This window comes from Leptospira sp. WS58.C1 (assembly GCF_040833995.1).
In the GTDB taxonomy this organism is placed as follows: domain Bacteria; phylum Spirochaetota; class Leptospiria; order Leptospirales; family Leptospiraceae; genus Leptospira_B; species Leptospira_B cinconiae.
Map to the genome: position 1 here is coordinate 1,545,143 of NZ_CP162137.1, position 17,696 is coordinate 1,562,838.

General features: G+C 41.2%; 13 protein-coding genes and 1 riboswitch. Of the genes, 3 read left to right on the forward strand and 10 right to left on the reverse strand.

Annotated features, from left to right (window positions below; translation table 11 throughout):
- The 5 genes from AB3N61_RS06995 to AB3N61_RS07015 all read right to left on the reverse strand — a co-directional run bounded on the left by AB3N61_RS06995 (window position 1) and on the right by AB3N61_RS07015 (window position 4,437).
- Window positions 1-1,191, reverse strand: a complete 1,191-nt coding sequence (locus tag AB3N61_RS06995) for a CbiX/SirB N-terminal domain-containing protein (protein WP_367898887.1) — start codon at window positions 1,189-1,191, stop codon at window positions 1-3.
- Window positions 1,188-2,006, reverse strand: coding sequence for a CbtA family protein (locus AB3N61_RS07000; protein WP_367898888.1), 819 nt, complete (start codon window positions 2,004-2,006; stop codon window positions 1,188-1,190). Before AB3N61_RS07000 ends, AB3N61_RS06995 begins: the two co-directional genes overlap by 4 nt.
- Entirely contained in the window at window positions 1,997-2,179 is a 183-nt protein-coding gene (locus AB3N61_RS07005; protein WP_020768427.1) for a CbtB domain-containing protein, read from the reverse strand. The genes AB3N61_RS07000 and AB3N61_RS07005 overlap by 10 nt, the downstream gene beginning before the upstream one ends.
- A 137-nt stretch (window positions 2,180-2,316) precedes the next feature.
- Window positions 2,317-2,501: riboswitch (cobalamin riboswitch) on the reverse strand.
- A 63-nt stretch (window positions 2,502-2,564) separates the two neighbouring features.
- Complete coding sequence (locus AB3N61_RS07010) at window positions 2,565-3,557, reverse strand: catalase (RefSeq protein ID WP_020768285.1); 993 nt, start codon at window positions 3,555-3,557, stop codon at window positions 2,565-2,567.
- A gap of 28 nt (window positions 3,558-3,585) precedes the next feature.
- Complete coding sequence (locus tag AB3N61_RS07015; RefSeq protein WP_020768334.1) at window positions 3,586-4,437, reverse strand: SDR family NAD(P)-dependent oxidoreductase; 852 nt, start codon at window positions 4,435-4,437, stop codon at window positions 3,586-3,588.
- A gap of 187 nt (window positions 4,438-4,624) precedes the next feature.
- Here AB3N61_RS07015 and AB3N61_RS07020 point away from each other — a divergent pair, with 187 nt between their 5' ends.
- Complete coding sequence (locus AB3N61_RS07020) at window positions 4,625-5,212, forward strand: Crp/Fnr family transcriptional regulator (protein WP_020768220.1); 588 nt, start codon at window positions 4,625-4,627, stop codon at window positions 5,210-5,212.
- 36 nt (window positions 5,213-5,248) lie between these two features.
- On the opposite strand, the gene AB3N61_RS07025 is transcribed toward AB3N61_RS07020, so the two are convergent.
- The 3 genes from AB3N61_RS07025 to AB3N61_RS07035 form a co-directional block, all read right to left on the reverse strand.
- Window positions 5,249-6,427 carry a two-component system sensor histidine kinase NtrB gene (locus tag AB3N61_RS07025; RefSeq protein WP_367898889.1) on the reverse strand — a complete coding sequence of 393 codons (1,179 nt, stop codon included), beginning with the start codon at window positions 6,425-6,427 and terminating at the stop codon, window positions 5,249-5,251.
- A 205-nt stretch (window positions 6,428-6,632) separates the two neighbouring features.
- Window positions 6,633-8,417, reverse strand: coding sequence for an alginate export family protein (locus AB3N61_RS07030; protein ID WP_412758396.1), 1,785 nt, complete (start codon window positions 8,415-8,417; stop codon window positions 6,633-6,635).
- Window positions 8,418-8,708: 291 nt separating this feature from the next.
- Window positions 8,709-9,230, reverse strand: a complete 522-nt coding sequence (locus tag AB3N61_RS07035; RefSeq protein ID WP_020768219.1) for a hypothetical protein — start codon at window positions 9,228-9,230, stop codon at window positions 8,709-8,711.
- A 336-nt stretch (window positions 9,231-9,566) separates the two neighbouring features.
- Between AB3N61_RS07035 and AB3N61_RS07040 the strand changes: the two genes are divergently transcribed.
- Window positions 9,567-13,082: a molybdopterin-dependent oxidoreductase gene (locus AB3N61_RS07040; RefSeq protein WP_367898891.1), complete on the forward strand. Its 3,516-nt coding sequence runs from the start codon at window positions 9,567-9,569 to the stop codon at window positions 13,080-13,082.
- 7 nt (window positions 13,083-13,089) lie between these two features.
- On the opposite strand, the gene AB3N61_RS07045 is transcribed toward AB3N61_RS07040, so the two are convergent.
- Together AB3N61_RS07045 and AB3N61_RS07050 are read right to left on the reverse strand one after the other, a co-directional pair.
- Window positions 13,090-15,564, reverse strand: coding sequence for a SpoIIE family protein phosphatase (locus AB3N61_RS07045; RefSeq protein WP_020768239.1), 2,475 nt, complete (start codon window positions 15,562-15,564; stop codon window positions 13,090-13,092).
- A 134-nt stretch (window positions 15,565-15,698) separates the two neighbouring features.
- Window positions 15,699-16,235 carry a TetR/AcrR family transcriptional regulator gene (locus AB3N61_RS07050; RefSeq protein ID WP_367898892.1) on the reverse strand — a complete coding sequence of 179 codons (537 nt, stop codon included), beginning with the start codon at window positions 16,233-16,235 and terminating at the stop codon, window positions 15,699-15,701.
- Between the two features lie 151 nt (window positions 16,236-16,386).
- On the opposite strand from AB3N61_RS07050, the gene AB3N61_RS07055 reads away from it, so the two are divergent.
- On the forward strand, window positions 16,387-17,565 hold the full coding sequence (locus AB3N61_RS07055; RefSeq protein WP_020768227.1) for an MBL fold metallo-hydrolase: 1,179 nt from the start codon (window positions 16,387-16,389) through the stop codon (window positions 17,563-17,565).
- Window positions 17,566-17,696 lie beyond the last annotated feature (131 nt).

The window sequence follows — 17,696 nt, forward strand, 5'->3', positions numbered from 1 at the left end:
CTATTGCATAATATTATCAACTAAACGAGAAACCAATCTATCCTGCAAAAGATGTTCCGAAACAAGATCCTCTGCATCCTCTACACTTACTTTTTGGTACCAGACTCCGTCCGGATAGACAACCACTACTGGACCTTCTCCGCATCTTCCCATACAGGAAGAGCGGGATATTTTAAAATCCAAATGCCTATCGTTTGATTTTAAAATGGATCTCATACGAGCGACTAAGGCGGAACTTCCTTTGCTTGCGCAGTCTATATTCTCACAAACAAATATATGTTTTTGTAAATTACGATGAGGGAATAAATGAGGAGCTACTTGGTTATGAGTTTCCAGATGACGGATACTCCAAAGAAGAGCCTTCAATCCTCCCACTTTTTTGGAAAGACCCGGAAGCTGAGCTCTATATTCGCATGTATCGCATGGAAGGGAAAATTTTCCGGAGATACAATCTTGTATTCTTTCATCCATGACGGAGAATAGTTCCGGATCGGGACCTAGATAAGAAGAGAGTTCCGTTTTGATCCATGGAAATTTTTCCGAAAAATTTTGTACCAAGGAAGAGATCTTTTGGATCAGTTTTCCTCCGAATAAAAAGTAGGGGACCACCAGAAGTTTTTCCGGTCTTAATTTGGAAGCCATCTCCAAAGTTTCCGGAAGTAGAGGGCTGGTGATCCCTATGAAGGAAGGAAGAACAAAGGAGAAATGATTTCCTTCTTGGAATAAACGAACTGTTTTATAAAAATCACCGTTTGCATCCGGATCGGAGGAACCCCTATTAACGATGATCACTCCGGTTTTAGAGGATTGTTCTTGGCTTAGAGGTATACATTCTTCCGCACGTTTTCTCAGTAAGGATACCATTTTAGAATGGATGCCTAAACTATTCGCAATTTTAAAAATATGGCCCGGAAACTCGGATTTGATCTTATCCAGAACGATCGGAATATCGTTTTTGATATGACCGGAAGTGTATAAAAATAAGGGAAATATTATAATATTAGAATATTCTTCGCCAAGATCCCTAAGAGCGGTTTCTATATCCGGTTTTGCAAGTTCCACATAGGCATGGGAAATTTTCAGGTCCGGACGAGTGAGCGAATAGGCCTCCACTAAGGAAACGAATTCCAAATTGGAATTTTCCTCCCTGCTTCCATGACCAAGTACCAGAACCGCAATTTTAGGTTTCATTTGAATCCCAATACCTGCCTTGGTTTCAAAAATAGGAAAAATAAAGAGGATAATAGAAACCAGAAGATCAGATTTGAGAAGAAGGTCACATATTCGAATTGGATCCTTAATTCTTTTGGAGCCGTAAAATTTTCGGAAATTTTAGGTGTGCCTAGATAGAATGGAAGTCCTACAAAAAATACGAATATTGCTAGAACGAAGGTCCATTTTAATAGATTATGGATTTTTAAATAAGATAGTATGGTCTGGGATCCTAAAACTCCGATTAAACTTGAACCAACACATAGAAACCACCAAGCTTGTCTCTCCGGATAATCGTATGCACTTGAAACTCTGCCAGGTAATTCCGGAGGAAGTCCAAGAAATGGGATCCCAAAGAAGATCAGAAATCCGCCGATCGTACTTAAAATACTTGGAAGGACTGCCTTGGATAGGGAAGGGCTTTCTAAAAATCCGTTCGGAGGGAATAATGCCATCCAAACAGAGATCAAAACTCCAAAAGAAATTCCTAATAGAATAGATCCAATGAAAGTCCCAAAATTTCTTTTTTGCCAAAGCTCGTCATCAATAGTAGTTTTTTTAGCAGAATTAGATGCCTGTTTTGTATGAGAATGAGATTCTCCATGTGCGTGATAATGGACATGTGTTGAACCGGTATTCGATTTTTCTGATATAGATTTGGATTCGAACTTCTCCGCTTCTAAGATCAGAGGAAGATTCCATACACAAACCAAAATCCCTAAAATAAGACCTGATACTAGACCGGAAAATATCCCGGTCCGTAATAGGTGATAAAATCCGGATCTTAGTGGCATGGAAAGCCCGTAGAATGTCTTATATCATGGAAAGTATCGTGCAAATACACCATCGGTTCCAAGCCTACGGTATAGATCGTAGAGATAGCAAGCAACGCAACCAAAGCTAGAACGGAACCTCTAAGCCATAACTTGGCTCCCGAAAAATCCTTCGAAACGGAGATCGAGCGCATAAAAATCCCTCCTAAGAGATCTTCACCTAACAAGATATAAACGATATTCGGGCATAAAAGAGTACACCTTAGTATCGTATGAACAAAAATGTTGAGTTTAGTTACGTAACCGTCTTACATCCGAGATCGGATCACGTAGCTTCAGGATTTTTGTAAGGTCGTTTTCTGACTCGAGATCGTCCTACTCGGCACGTCTTCCCAGGTTTTACACCCAGTGACATCTTGTGCCTTTTGTCCCTCTTACAGCGGCGGGTACCGTGACGGAATTGCACCGTCTTCCCATAGATGAGGCCATCTATGTTCCTACAAAAATAGACTGAGATTCCAAGATCTATTTAGCTGAATGATTTTGTATAGTATTTTATTTTTGAACGAATAAAATTCTTTAAACCGCACCCCTCCCTTTTTGGCTCGCGAGATACACATGTTTTCTCGCTCTCATCACGTCTCCTAAAGGGCGATGCTCCATTAAAGCTTCCCAAGGATCAAAAATTGTATCTTCGATCTTTTTCTGTAAAGAAAGACCATGCTCCGATGCAAAATCCTGAGTTGGGATCGTAAGAGTTGCGAGAGTTACGTAAGGCGCTTCCGATTCAGGCCAATTCACGGAAGCGTCTTCGATCGGTGTTGTTTTTTCATCCGTAAAAAATTGGACTTGGAATGTATATACCAATTGGCCTTCGGAAAGTTTTGCTCCCATATCACCGGCCCAATCTTTAGAGGCATCTTTGCTCGGTGTCCTATCGGTAGGGGGAAGTAGCCTGACTCTACATGCATAAGGTCCGAATGCGATAGGCGCCGCACTATAAAAAGGCTCCGTTGCAAATCCGCTAAAAGGTTTATTAAAACTTTTTGATACTTTTTTGATCCTTGCGAATGCTCCGAAAAATCCGTAAGTGGAAAAAAGATATTTTAGTAAAGGACCGCCACCTTTTGCGGCTGCGGTAACCACACCCACAAACTCGTCACTTTTAGGAGAAGAGAACGCTTCCAAATTAATGAGAAGAAAATCCTGAGCGGAAGTATTACCGTTTTGTAATGCGCTCGGGCCGTTCACTCCTAAGATCTTTAACGCAAATCCCCTGATATCTCCCGTGGTATCCGGCTGTATTTTCATACTTCCGCTGGAAAGACGGATCCAAACGTCTTTTGTTCCGGGGGTTGCAAACAGACCTTGTTTTGTATAATCCGGAATATTCGATAAAACTTCGAACTTTGCCTCTAGTCCTAAGATCTGCTTTCTATGTAATGTGCGGCCTTTTCCGAATTTGGAGGAATTCACTTTTTGGATCTTTTGGAACGCTTTTACATATTCTGCAAAACGAATCTCTTCGTCCGGGGCGATATCTTCTTTCCAATCCTTGCTAATCGGTTTCATAAAGTCTCCTTAAGAATGAATCCTTAGTTTATACTTCTTTTTTCTTATTCAGTCTGGACTGAGCGGATTTTAATTCGGAATCCGTCAGTTTAATACTGAATTCCGGAAAATGTCTAAATAGAAAATATTGCAGCCAAGAATCCCAACCGGTATATCCGATGAACTTTTTGTTCGGGATCCATTTTAAGATTGCCTTTGCTACCGAATCGATCGCATGTATTCTGTTCAATGCGGAACCCATTTCTATTTCCTTGCTCAATTCGGGTTTATCCGTGTTTTCTTTTTCCAACCCCGGAGTATCCGTCGTAGGTGGAAGGAATAATTTTACCTTTACTCCATGAAGCATCATTTCTTGGCGAAATCCCTGAGCAAAACCTACGATAGCAAACTTACTGGCGGAATAAGCTCCGTAACCGTAGATAGAAAAGAAGGCCAATGTAGACGCTAAGAATACGATCTCCCCGTTTTTTTGTTTGGCAAAATGGTCCCTGAATGCAAGAGCTCCGTTTACATGACCGAAATAGTTCACATCCATTAGATTTCTGTAAACTTCTTCATCTAGGTCAGAAGCTTCTCCCGCTTTTGCAAATCCGCTACTACAAATTAGAAGGTCTAATCCTCCTAAGGTTTGGATTGCCTTTTTGGCTTCTTTTTCTAAGGCTTTTTTATCCGAAACATCCAAAACTGCGTATCCGAAAACTGCTGTTGGAGCTCCTACGGCCTTCAATTCTTCGACAGTTTTTTCTAAGTTGGATTTTCCTCTGGCGGAAACGATTACACTTGCTCCTGCTTTGGCTAATTCTATCGCAATTCCCTTACCTATACCTGCGGATCCGCCTGTGATAAATACTTTTTTACCTTTGTATCTGCTGAATGACATGTTGAAAAATTCTCTTCGATGCGGGCAAGATTTCCCTTTTTAGGAAACTATTCAATCTAATTCGAAACTTTTTACGGAAAGAATTAGAGAACTTGTTCCAAAATCTTAAATTCCCGGTTTGATCCCAAAACAAATCTTGCCTTTTCTTTCCTATGATACTGAATACGGGAGAATTCAAGGCATCACGATGCAGGATATACCTCTTCTGGAAAATATAAAAAAGAAGATCCCAAGTTTGGAGAAAAATTGGGACCGTTATTCTTCCATGTTAAAGGAAAGGAAGGTTCCGCCAAAAACCGTACTTATCAAAAGAGGGGCTTATACCAAAAACATATTCATCGTTAAAAAAGGATGTCTACGGTTGAAATTCGAGGATAGAGGAAGGGATATCACGATCGCATTTTTTCCTGAGAATCGAGCAATCACTTCCATTCATAGTTATAGAGGAACTTATAAGGATAGCTTACTTAGTGTGGAAAGTATCGAACCCACGGAATTACTGATCCTGAGCGGGGAAGATGCGGCGATCATTTATAAAGAGAACGAAGGGGTCCGGGATTTTTTACTGGAATATGTAGCCGAAAGATTCGATACCTATATGAATTTATTTTTATCAAGGATCAGGGATAGTCCGGAACAAAGGTATTTGAATCTGATTAAGGAGCAGCCCGATATTGCAAATCGTATTCCTCAACATTATATCGCTTCTTTTTTGGGGATTACCCCCGTGTCCCTAAGTAGGATCAGAAATCGGATCTGGAAGGAACAAAAATAAACTTATCATAAACCGAAAAAATTGCCGAGGCCTCCTCTATTCCAAAACCGGTAGGAAAACTGAAAATTTCGTTCCGGATCCAAGTTCACTTTCTACCTTGATCTTACCTTTATGATTTTCTAAAATTCCATAAGCGATAGAAAGCCCTAAACCTGTTCCTTTGCCTGGCTCTTTAGTGGTAAAGAAAGGGTCGAAAATTTTGCGGATCGTTTTTCTGTCTATCCCTGTTCCGCTATCTAGAATTTCTATCACCGCGGTCTTTTGGGTCTTTTCCGGAGAAATAAATTTTCCTTCTTCCATTCTTAATCGTATGGAAAGTAATCCGCCGTTAGGCATGGCGTCTTTTGCATTTAAGAATAAGTTTAGAAAAACCTGATGGATTTGGTTATGATCTGCCTGTACAAGGATTGGATCCTGAGGTAGGTCGGAAATCACCCGAATAGATTTAGGAAAAGTGGAAGATGCGATATGGATCGCTTCTAAGAGTAGATCATTTGCGATCGAAGGTTTAAGATCCGACTCTACCTTTCTTGCCAAGGTCAAAAGTTGTTTGATCAGGGAAGAACCTCTTTCCGCAGTCTTTTTTATGATTTCAGAATATTGTAAAATTTTTTCCGGATGCTCCGAATTTTTCTCTAGGAGGGTCGTGTAACCCAAGACTACCGTCAGGATATTATTAAAATCATGGGCCACTCCTCCCGCCAAGGAGCCAATCGATTCCATTCTTTGAGAATGTATGAGTTGCTTTTCTAATTCATGATGTTTAGTAATATCTTGAAATTGAATGGCGAAATAATTCGGGTTACCCGTTTGGTTCCGTATTAAGGTTACATCGATTTGGACCCAAAGAAGGTGTCCATCTTTATGAATGTATCTTTTTTTTCTTTTGAAACTAGGGGTTGGTCCGTTCGAAAATTGATCGATGGAACTTATATCTTCCTCGGTTTCATCCGCGTGGGTGATCGAATCAAGGCTAATTCCGATCAATTCATTTTCTGAATATCCTAAAATTTGAGAAAGCGCAGGATTTGAACTGATAAATTTTCCATCCAATGATACGATCGCAAATCCATTCGGAGAATGATATAGTATATTCTTAAATTGAGCCGCCTGACAAAACCATTCGTCCAAACCTATTTCTTTGGGCAAAAAGTCCTTTTCTAAAAAATCGGAAGGCTGGTTTATTTTTGGAGGAATTTCATCGCAGTGTTGCATATCCTTTCTCTTCCATATTCTGTATGACAGAGAAAGGTAGAGTTTTCATCTTAACTATTGTTAATAAATTATGTAACAATTTTAAGACCCTTTGGACAGCTAATCATAGTCTAACTTACCCTAGTTGATTATACTATTCGAGACTTTTCAATAAAAAAGAAAGGAGAGGCCGAAACTTTCGGCCCCTCCTAGGGAAAGGATTGCCTTATAGGGAGGCGGAGACCATGAGATAAAAGAATTTAGAAGTATCGTCGAACGTATATCTGTTGTCTGGATTTGAGGCAAACGGATTCGTTCTTTCATTGCCGATCGCTTCTTTCGCTTTTACGACGGAAATTCCCATCCAGATGGAGACTGATTCCGTGTAATTATAGATCCAAGTAAAATCATATTGATAGAATAACCTTCTACCCAATCTCGAATTCTCGTAAGAGAATTTATCATTGGAATAATTTTCCGTGCTTGCTCCGGTATTCGGAACTCCCGAGACCTTATACCAAGCATCTTGCAGATTCGCTTTTTGAGTGTCGTAAATAGCAAAGATGAACATTCCATAATCCGTTTTGAGATTCGCTCTGATTGAATATGACTTTATATTTTCGAATCCGACCATTAGGGATTGCCCGTTCATAGTGTTCCAATTTGGGAAAGAACCTGCAATCTGAGGGAATAAACTCTGCCAAGTCCCGACCTTTGAATCGGATCGATTCGGGTCCCCCGAAGCGTAAGTATAACCTATACCGAGTCGGATCCAATCGTTAACCTTGATCCCGGTATCCAAAGAAAGAAGTCTTGTGTCATATTGCACTTTCTCCGTGTAAATGTTTTTACCGTTAGCCGCTTTTTGATCCAGAATATCCCAGTCGGCTTTGACCCTATCCCCGGTCATTCCGGACTGCCATGCTGATTCTATGGTCCAATCCCAGATCTTTCCAGCAGGTAAAAGATTGTTATTCGTTCTGTTGGTAAATCGAAAGCCCGTTGTTAATAGATCGTCTCTTTGTTTTAGGCGATCATCAAAGTCGGTAGGATTCGGATTTGGAATCCACTTTTTAGAAACTTCCAATACGTATAGGTCTAGATGGGCTTCTTCACCGAGTTTGATCGTATTATAAGCACCGAAAAAGTAAGCCTGGTCTATAGAACCTTTCGATCTTCCATTACTCGTGGTCAAACCGTAGGGAGCGTCGTATTGATTGGAAAGGATGGTCCCGAATACATGCGATCTAAACCATTGTGAGTCATGTACGAATCGAAGCCCATCGAATGCAAAACCGGTGTGAAGCCAATTTAACGGGCCTACAATTTTCAGATCACCAAAAGCGAAAACCTGTCTGCCTACAAAAACGGAAACGGGAAGTTTATCAGATTTTTTGAATACTATATAAGCCTCCCTAATATCCGTATTATTTCTAATATTCGTATTGGTAGAAGTCCCCGGGGTCAATGTGGTTCCGGTGCCTGTACTTAATCCGTAAGCCCAATTTCCCGCGTTCTGAGGAGTTTGGCTTCCTCCCCAAAGCCTGCTGTCTTGCACGGTGACTTTGATCGCATAATGTGGAGAAGGATCGAATAAGAACCAAAGTTGAGTGTTTTGTCCTACGAAAGAACTATAATCATCCGTCTTTTTGTTGAAATCGGGATTTTCTCTCGCTTCAAATCTGGGCCTAAGAGAAGCTCCTAACTTTAAATTATCCAGCCAAAACAAATCTGATTTTTGGGTATCCTTCATTTGTTCGGGAGTGACTAGAAGAGTTCTGAGATGATCTACAGGAATATTTCCTTTCCATGGAGAATTGTATTTAGGTTCTTGTTTTTTGGCCTTTGATTCGGGACTTTCCGTTTTGTTCGTATCCGAAGAAGGGGTAGGGTTCGGACTTACTTCCTTAACATTCTTATTCGGGTCCTCTTCCGAATAAGAGTTTGTGCTCATAATAATGATTATTAAGAGAAATAAGGAAAAAAACTTCAGTTTTGAGATTATCTTCATTCGAGAGCAGCCCACAGTAAAAGTATCTTTCTTAAGGATTAGCAATTAGTGTGCCAATATGTTAAAAATATATTAATGTTGAATGAACTGGCGAATCAGGTCCGTTTGTTAAGATGTAAGTCGAGTATCCGCTTTACGGTACGATGGATAAATTTACGTATTGTATAAAAAATGTACGTTTTCTAGGAGAAAACTTTTTGTAGTAACTTCGACTTGCTGGGATAAGTGAAAAGTTTAGCCCTTTTTCGGAGAAATTTATAAATAATTAATGATTGGCACGAAAATTGCTTATTATGAGATGATATCGATATTTAATTTTTTACGAAAGTTGAATCCATAATGTTCTATCAATTCCAGTTCGAGTTCGTTATTGAAGCGAATGATACTCTTGGCGGTTTCTTCTAATGAGACTAATAAGGGTCCTTTTCTTCCCTCCAGAATCTCTTTTTGTAGATTCCAGAAGTATTTACTATTTTGTGGGGACTTCTTCTTATCCGTTTGTTTACTTTCGGAAACTCTTTTGTAGATCGAAATTAATTCGCTCGGAGTTTTTACATTTATATCCACCTTTTTTAATTCATAGGAAAAGTCGGGATTGTTCCCGTTGTCGGAAATCGTTTTCGTTTTTGAGATCACGGAGGGGAGAAGTTTAGAAATGTCTTCATAGATAGGAAAGGCGGCAAAGATCCAATTCACTAGATTTAAGCTGGAAAGTTTTGCGGGAGACCTTTTATATTCCGCCCAGACTTCTTCTAAAAAATCCGCTTGGGAATAGAAAAAAAACAAAATTTCATGCTCGTTCTTCTCTTTCATCTTTTGGGTTCGAGCCTAGAGGACCTTCGGGATCCCAGGGGACCTTTTTCTTTCTATGCAGGATAAATGCCAGATCTAAAAAAGAAAGCCAATTCGTTTCTGATCGTTCTGAATCTGAATTCCAGTGTATATTCTGCATTTCTTTGCCAGATCCTCCCGTTCGGTATGCCAATATTGACTTTGTCGAAGATACTACATTGCAGAAATTCTATACAAACTGCCTCAGAACTGAAGAGGAAGGTGTCTTCTCTTCTCGAAACCAGACTCGGAAAGCATCTAATTGGCCTGTTTTCTAAATAATACAGGATATGGCGTGATAATTGCATGAATACAAGTATGCAAAACCTGGAGACCTTTCAAACAACTTGCCCTTACTGTGGGGTAGGTTGCGGCCTGAAGGTGGAAAAAAGCGGACCCCAGGATATTTCTGTGAGTGGGGATCCCGATCATCCAACAAACAGAGGTGTCCTTTGCTCAAAGGGGATGAATTTGCATTATTCCGTCATGGACAGGTCAGATCGAATTCTGTTCCCGATGATGAGGGAGGATCGTTTTTCTCCTCTAAAAAGAACCGGTTGGGATAAGGCATTGGATCTCGCTGCGGAAAAATTTAAGGGTTATATCCGGGATTTCGGCCCTGATTCGGTGGGGTTTTACGTTTCGGGACAACTTCTGACAGAAGAATACTATATTATAAATAAGTTAACTAAGGGATTTTTAGGGACAAACAATATAGACACAAATTCCAGACTTTGTATGAGTTCTGCCGTCACTGGATATAAGATGGCATTCGGAGAAGACGCCGTTCCGGTCGGATACGAAGATCTGGACCTTGCGGATTGTTTTTTAGTAGCTGGGGCAAACCCTGCCTGGTGCCATCCGATCGTATTCAGAAGAATAGAAGCTAGAAAAAGAGAAAATCCGAATATTAAACTCATAGTAGTGGATCCTCGTAGGACGGAGTCCTGCGAACATGCGGACATTCATCTGCAGATAAATCCCGGAACTGATATTTATTTATTTCATGCAATTGCAAGAATTCTAATAGAGAAAAATTGGATAGATACTGAATTCATAAGGACGCATACCGAAGGATTCGAGGAACTAAAAACGAAAGTTTTCGAAATTCCGGTTCAAAAAGCCGCTGAGACCTGCGGGATCTCTTTCGAACTAATTTATAAAACTGCGGAATACATTTCTAAAGCGAATGGATTTATCAGCTTATGGGCTATGGGGTTGAACCAAAGTGTTGTCGGAGTGAACAAAAATTTGGCCCTGATCAATCTTTCTCTTCTCACTGGGCATATTGGAAAACCAGGATCCGGTCCATTCTCCTTAACCGGTCAATCTAATGCCATGGGTGGAAGGGAAGTTGGAGGACTTTGTAATCTTCTTCCTGCGCATAGAGACCTGGAGAATCCGGAACATAGAAATGAGGTCGCAAAATTTTGGGGAGTGGCTTCTATCTCAGATTCTCCCGGTTACAGTGCGACTGAAATTTTTGAAAAGCTTGCCTCCGGCAAAATGAAAGCTATATGGATCATTTGTACGAATCCTGCAGTCAGTCTTCCGGATGTAAGAGCCGCCGAATCCGGTCTTCGTTCGGCTGAGTTTGTAGTTGTCCAGGATATTTCCTCCGAATCTAGCGTGATCCCTTTCGCGGACCTTGTACTTCCTGCTGCCGGTTGGGCGGAGAAGAAGGGTACAATGACAAGTTCCGATCGTAGTATTTCTGTTCTCCCGAAAATTTTAGAACCTCCAGGGGAAGCAAAAGCTGATTCTTGGATCATACAAGATTTCGCTAAAAAAATGGGATTCGGTCCTTCGTTCGATTATTCCGATGAAGAAGAAATTTTTTTGGAACATTGTAGATTAACGGAAGGGACTAAGATCGATATATTAGGTTTAGATTATCAAGAAATCCGTAAACACAGAGCGATTAGATGGCCTTATCCCCGGAAGGGGCATTCGGATAACGTGCGATTATTTAGCGACGGAAAATTTTACAGAAAGAATGAGAAAGCAAAGATTCACTCCGTAAGATCCGAAGACGACTCCGAAAAAACGGACGACGATTTTCCTTTGGTGCTTACCACCGGAAGGATCAGGGATCAATGGCATACAATGACCAGGACAGGTAAGGTCAAAAAATTGAAAGAACATAGACCTGAACCTTTTTTGGAGATCCACCCGGACGACGCTTATAAATACGATATCAAAGACGGAATGGTGGTGACCATTTCGAGCAAGAGAGGATCCGTTCGTGCAAAAGCCCTCCTAACAGATTCCATAAAACGTGGTGTCGTATTTTTGCCGATGCATTGGGGAAGAAAGAATGGAACTGATATGTTCAGGTCCAATAATCTTACTAGTTCCGCTTCTGATCCATTGTCCAAACAACCAGGTTTTAAAATTTCTGCAGTCCGGATCGCTCCTTATAAAAAACCTAAGGAGAAAATTTTAATCGTCGGTGGCGGAACTGCCGCATACGCATTCTTAAAACAATACAGGGACCTTGCACCGGGTGATGATATCACAGTGATGTGTAGGGAAGAAAATCCTTTTTATAATAGGGTACTTCTTCCGGATTATATCGGAGGGGAAAAGGAATTCGACGATCTTATGCCGACTGATCCCGAGGAGGTAAAGTCCTGGAATTTGGACCTTTTTCCAAATAAATCCGTTCAGATGATCTATACAGAAGGGAAGAAGGTCCGTGATACGGAAGGAACATTATATTCCTATAATAAACTTGTGCTTGCGATGGGAAGTTCTCCGGTCTGGCCTGCAAAGGTCCGCCCCGAAATGCAAGGGGTGTTTAGTTTAAGAAGTAAATCGGATGCGGATCGGATCAAAGGTTTTTTTGTCCCGAAGTCCCATGCGCTTATAGTGGGTGGCGGACTTCTCGGATTGGAACTTGCAGCGGCATTAAAAGGTGTCGGCGTAAAAGTGACTGTTCTTGTTCGATCGGATCGTTTGATGTCCCAAAAATTGGATGTTGTGGGCTCGGATATCTTAAAAGAAGAGATACTTGCAAGAGGGATCGAGTTAATATTCGAATGTGAAATTTCTAAGATAGAAGGAACGGAAAGAGTTTCGAAAGTTCAACTCTCGAACGGGAATTTTGTCGAGCCCGATGGGATTATTTTTGCGATCGGGACGAAACCGAATTTCGAGATTGCGGTCAAGGGTGGATTGGATTGTAATAACGGAGTGGTGGTGGATTCTTTTTTAAGATCTAGCGATCCGGACGTGTATTGTATCGGGGAGATTGCAGAACATAAAACCGGAAGTTACGGGAATATTTCGGCCGTGGATGACCAAGCAAAGATCGCGGCTCAACATCTATTCGGTTACGCATTCAACGAATATACCGGTTCGTTACATGCTCATATTCTAAAGATCCCGGGATTGGAATTGGCTACGATCCGGCTTCCGGATATTCCTATGGAAATCCCTATGGATAAACGGGAAGAATTCGAAGAGATCATATTCTTAGATCGTAAAAAACGTTTTTATAAAAAATGTATCATCCGGAACGACCGGTTGGTTGCCGCTATTTTGATAGGTGATAAGTCTTCCTTTAGCAGAATGAAAGATTGGGTTTCTTCCGGTATTGAATTGGGGGATCGTAGGAAACATCTTCTGAATGACGACGAAATGATGAAACCTCTTCAGGGAAAGGTTGTCTGTTCCTGCAACGGAGTAGGAGAAGGAAATATCAGAGAAGCCATCCAGGATGGAGAAAGAACCCTGGAGGCAATCGGTAGACGGACAGGTGCAGGAACAGGATGTGGAAGCTGCCGTTTGGAAGTGACTACCATCCTAAAAAGTATGTCCAAGGAAGCCTAAAGAGGTTCTAATCCGATTTAGACTTCGATGCGGCTAATAGGGCTTCCGCTCGGACCTTATTTCCATTTTTATAATGTAGTTTACTTAGATGTTCTAGGTTTTTGGAATGACCGGGATCTCTCATGAGAAGAACTTCTCCGAAATCGATCGCTTTGTCGTAATTTCCAAGTCTTGCGAGTGCGTATGAAACCCAGAGATAAACCGGGCTATCATCAGGATATTTTTCCAAATATTTTTGGCCTTCCGACCCGACAAAGATATAATCTTTCTCTTCGATCGCACTTCTTAACGCCTTTCTACGATTTGCTTTTTCGGAAATTGTATCGGTGAGTTGTTGGTTCTGGAAAGGATCGTCCAGAATATCCGCGACCGAGGTCATTTCTTCCTTATAGGAAATCCTTACAAGACTCAAATCGTCTATGATATCCCCTCTGGAGCGGATGAGAGCTTCTATTTGTAGTAGTTCCGCTTTTGCCTCTTCTACGTCCTTTAAGAATGCTCTTTCGTCTTCGTTGATGATCTGGTTCCCATCTTCGTTGATCCCGAGTTGAACGTCGTCTCTTCCGTCGGATCCGATCAGGATCACATCGTTCGGTTTGAGTTGAAGTGTTTGGACTACGAATACTTCGTCCGGATCCTCTACTCCTACCTTTCTGAGCATTCCGTTTTCGGAAAGGAAGTCCGCTCTTCCGTCCCTGTACATCACTACTTGTGGATGCTCTGCGTTCACAAAATACATCAGTCCCGATTCTTCATCCACAATGCCTACTACCATGGAGATCAACATTCTTCCGTCAAAGGAAACGAATACGCTCTTTAATTCATGATAACATCTTCTGAGCCAATGTTCCGGGAAGATCTCCTGCATCTCTAATGTGTTTTGGGTTCTTGTGACTATTGTTTTAAATACGGTCCCCATGATGAGAGCGCCTCCCGCTCCCTGCATGGATTTTCCCATTGCATCCCCATTAAAGAAAACTAATACAGGTCTTCCTTTCAATTTTAAGGAATAAACCGCACATAAGTCTCCACCCAATTCCCCTTGCCAATTCCTGAATTGGAACCTTTTCTTTTGGCGGCAAAGTATTTCCGCTCGTACTATATCGCTATGTCCGTAGTTTCCGGCCAAAGGTTGCATTAACTGGGAGGTTAGGAAATAATCTCCGTCTTGTTGATGTTTGAGTTCCTTGATCTCGGTTAGGCTTTTTTGCAGATCGTTGGTTCGTTGGCGGACCTTTTCCTCCAGGCTTGCGTTTAATTCTTCCACTTCATTATGGACCCGAACGAAACGGTTTGCCAATATGAATGCTATCCCTAATATGAATGCCAAAAAAGTGAAAGGCATGATCAATGCGGAATTGATGAGCCTGTTTGTGACCGCATAGTCGTGCACGCCTCCTAAAACGATCAATGCAACTCCACCTAAAAGTAGTCTTGCATCGGAATTACCCTTCCAAGCGGATCTTCCTGTGATGAAAGAAATATATGGAAAAACAATTACTACTGTGAGTCCTGCGACGATTGTAAGTAATAAATCTCGAATATACTGATTTACGAATATATCTAAAAAGGCTACAAGTCCGTAAAGAGTAGCGGAATAGACGGCGAACTTCGGATGTTTTCCCTGGAAGAACCTAGCAATGAATAAAAGAAGGCTTCCGATAAACATCATCAGCGAAAATTGGTCCACCTTGGATTGTAATTGTCTATGAGAGCCGAAAAGTATCTCCGCAGTGGAATTATTCGTAAGGTGAAATATGGAAAAGAAGATCGCAAACAATCCGAAATATAAATTGAATATATCGTTTGGTCTTCTGACAGCCAGAAGAAGATGGTAAAGTCCTACGCTGATATAAACCGCAGCAAGTAGAAATGCAACGCTTAGTTCTAATCCGAATTTTTTAAAAATGGATTCCGAAATTCCCAAGGCAACTTTAGGTCCGCTCCAATGGAAGGGTTTTCCGGGAATTGTGCAGATTTTTGCGTAGATAAAATTTTCTCCACCTGGACGAAATGCTGCCGCAGGAAGTACGGAAATGATCCTTCCGTCTTGTCCGGAAAGATAGGGATCTCTTCTTCCTGTTTTTCCGATCAGTCCAAGTTTAGAAGTTTCGTTCAGATAAAATTCAGCGAAGTCAGAACTATGACCGGAATCGATTGCAACCGAAGTCTGCTGATTCATCCAGGCGCGGGCCTTTTCCGGTAGCGCATGACGGATGGAAATACATCCGTCAAAATTCTGATAAACATCGTCGGAACTAAAATCGAATGGAACCGTTATTTTCGTTCCTTTTTTGAAATCCGGATTCGTGTTATTGTCGGAGATAAATTCCCACTCTCCATCTAAGGAGAGGATTGAGTCTTCCGCGATCCAGGAGGCTCTCTCACAATTGCCAAGGGAAAAAACTAGGCAGAATATAAGAAGTTTTTGTGAGACAAATCTGTGTAAATTAGATGGAATGATAAATTTCAGTTTGGTCATTAGGAGTTCTAACAAAAAGTCAGCTGCAGGGTATAATACCCCAATTTATTGGCAAGAGCTAAATCCTAAGACGTAGTATGATTGTAATTTTCGACCCGCGAATGTCGGAAAATTATTGAAAACCGAAAATATCTCTAACGTGCAAATTTTTCTGTAAGTAATGCGACTCTTTTATGTAGTACTTTTGTTTTGGGTAGGTCTGCGGAAAGTCCTTCCAAAGCCAGAAAAAACACTTTTGCGCTTTCTTTGTCCCCCAATATTCGCTCGGCGAATTTGATAATTTGTCTTTCGTATTTTTGCGTGCTTTCGGGGGATAATTTAGAACAGGTTTCATAAAACTCTGCGGTTTTAGGTTTTCCTTCTATTTTGGCCCAGGGCTCGATCAATATCAGCTCGCAGATTCGCAGAAGTTTTTGTTTGGCGGAAATATTTTGGTCCAAAACTTTCTCCGCTTTTTCGTAACTCCCTTCCAAGGTGTAATCAAAGATCCCTTCAAATAGATCCTCTTTATTCTTAAATTTTAAATATAGGAGAGGGCGGGATAATTTCGCCTGTTTCGCTATATCGTCCATGGAAGTTTTGGAATATCCGAATTGAAGAAAACAATATAGCGCAGCGTCTAAAATTTCCCTTTTTCTTGCCTCATCCCCTAGGCTTACCTTTCCGGTCATAAGATTATTTGACAAATTAATAAAAAAATGTCAACTTTATTAAACTTTGCAGGTCTGAGATGTTGACAGCTTAGATAAAAATTGTCAAAATGTAAGGATAATATCTATCGGTTGTTCCGGTGGGTCGTTTCTAAATTAGGAAATAAAACGAATGAAAAACATAAATCGATCCGGAAAATGGTTGGTTCCGATATTGATCTCTATCTTGGCCGGTTCCTTTTTTTATACCTGCCAAGCGCTGGGTAAACAAGCGGAAGGAGAAAGGTTTATTCGAATGCAAGGATCTCCCCAATGGAAAGAAGGGCAATTCGTAAATCCTCAACCTCTGATCAACGATTTCTGGAGAGCTATAGGCAGTATGTTCCACCCAAGCGCCGATGTAACTCCCAAAGATCCTGTGCCTGTAGTTTTTGTGGAAAAATCGAGATTTTCAAAATTTCCAGAGTCCGGTTTAAGGGTTACCTGGTTTGGACATTCCTCTTCTTTGGTAGAATTGGATGGAGTTAGGATCTTAACCGATCCTGTTTGGTCGGACAGAACTTCTCCTTCTTCTTGGATCGGACCAAAAAGATGGTATCCTCCTTTAATCTCTTTGGAAGATCTCCCGGAAATAGATTTGGTATTAATTTCACACGATCATTACGATCATATGGATTTCGGGACGATTTCCAAATTGAAAGATCGAAACACGTTATTTGTCGTTCCCTTAGGTTTAGGAGCCAATCTTTCTCACTGGGGTGTTCCTGAGGAAAAGATCGTGGAATTGGACTGGTGGGAAAGTAAAAAGATCAAGGACCTGGAAATAGTAAGCACTCCGGCTAGGCATGCTTCCGGTAGATATCTTTTGGACAACGACGAAAAACTTTGGTCCAGTTACGCTTTGCTCGGGCCTAAACATCGGGTTTATTTTTCGGGAGATACGGGTTTGTTTCCAAAAATGAAAGAGATCGGTGCAAAATACGGTCCTTTCGATCTGACTATGATAGAGACGGGGCAATACAACCAGGCATGGCCAGATTGGCATATCGGTCCTGAACAAGCGGTGATCGCTCATGCCCAGCTTAGAGGAAAGGTATTACTCCCGATCCATTGGGGACTGTTTGCTCTTGCATCACACGGTTGGACGGAGCCTGTGGAAAGAGTTTTAGAAAAATCTAAAGAACTTGGAGTTACTGTGATTACTCCTAAACCAGGAGAAAGTTTGGAACCTGATTTACAAAAAGATTATATTGCTTGGTGGCCTAAACTCCCGTTTAATTCCTCCAAAGAAGATCCGATCGTATCTAGCCAGCTTGAAGAAGATACTGCGAGTAGCGGGGTGATTAAATGAAATTAAGAGTAATAATTACCGGCTCCACCGGAATGATGGGCGAAGGTGTATAATTTTCGTCCCGGTTATATGCATCCAACTTCCGGAGAAAAAATACTTTGTCTGCCTATAAATATTTCGGCTGGACTTTT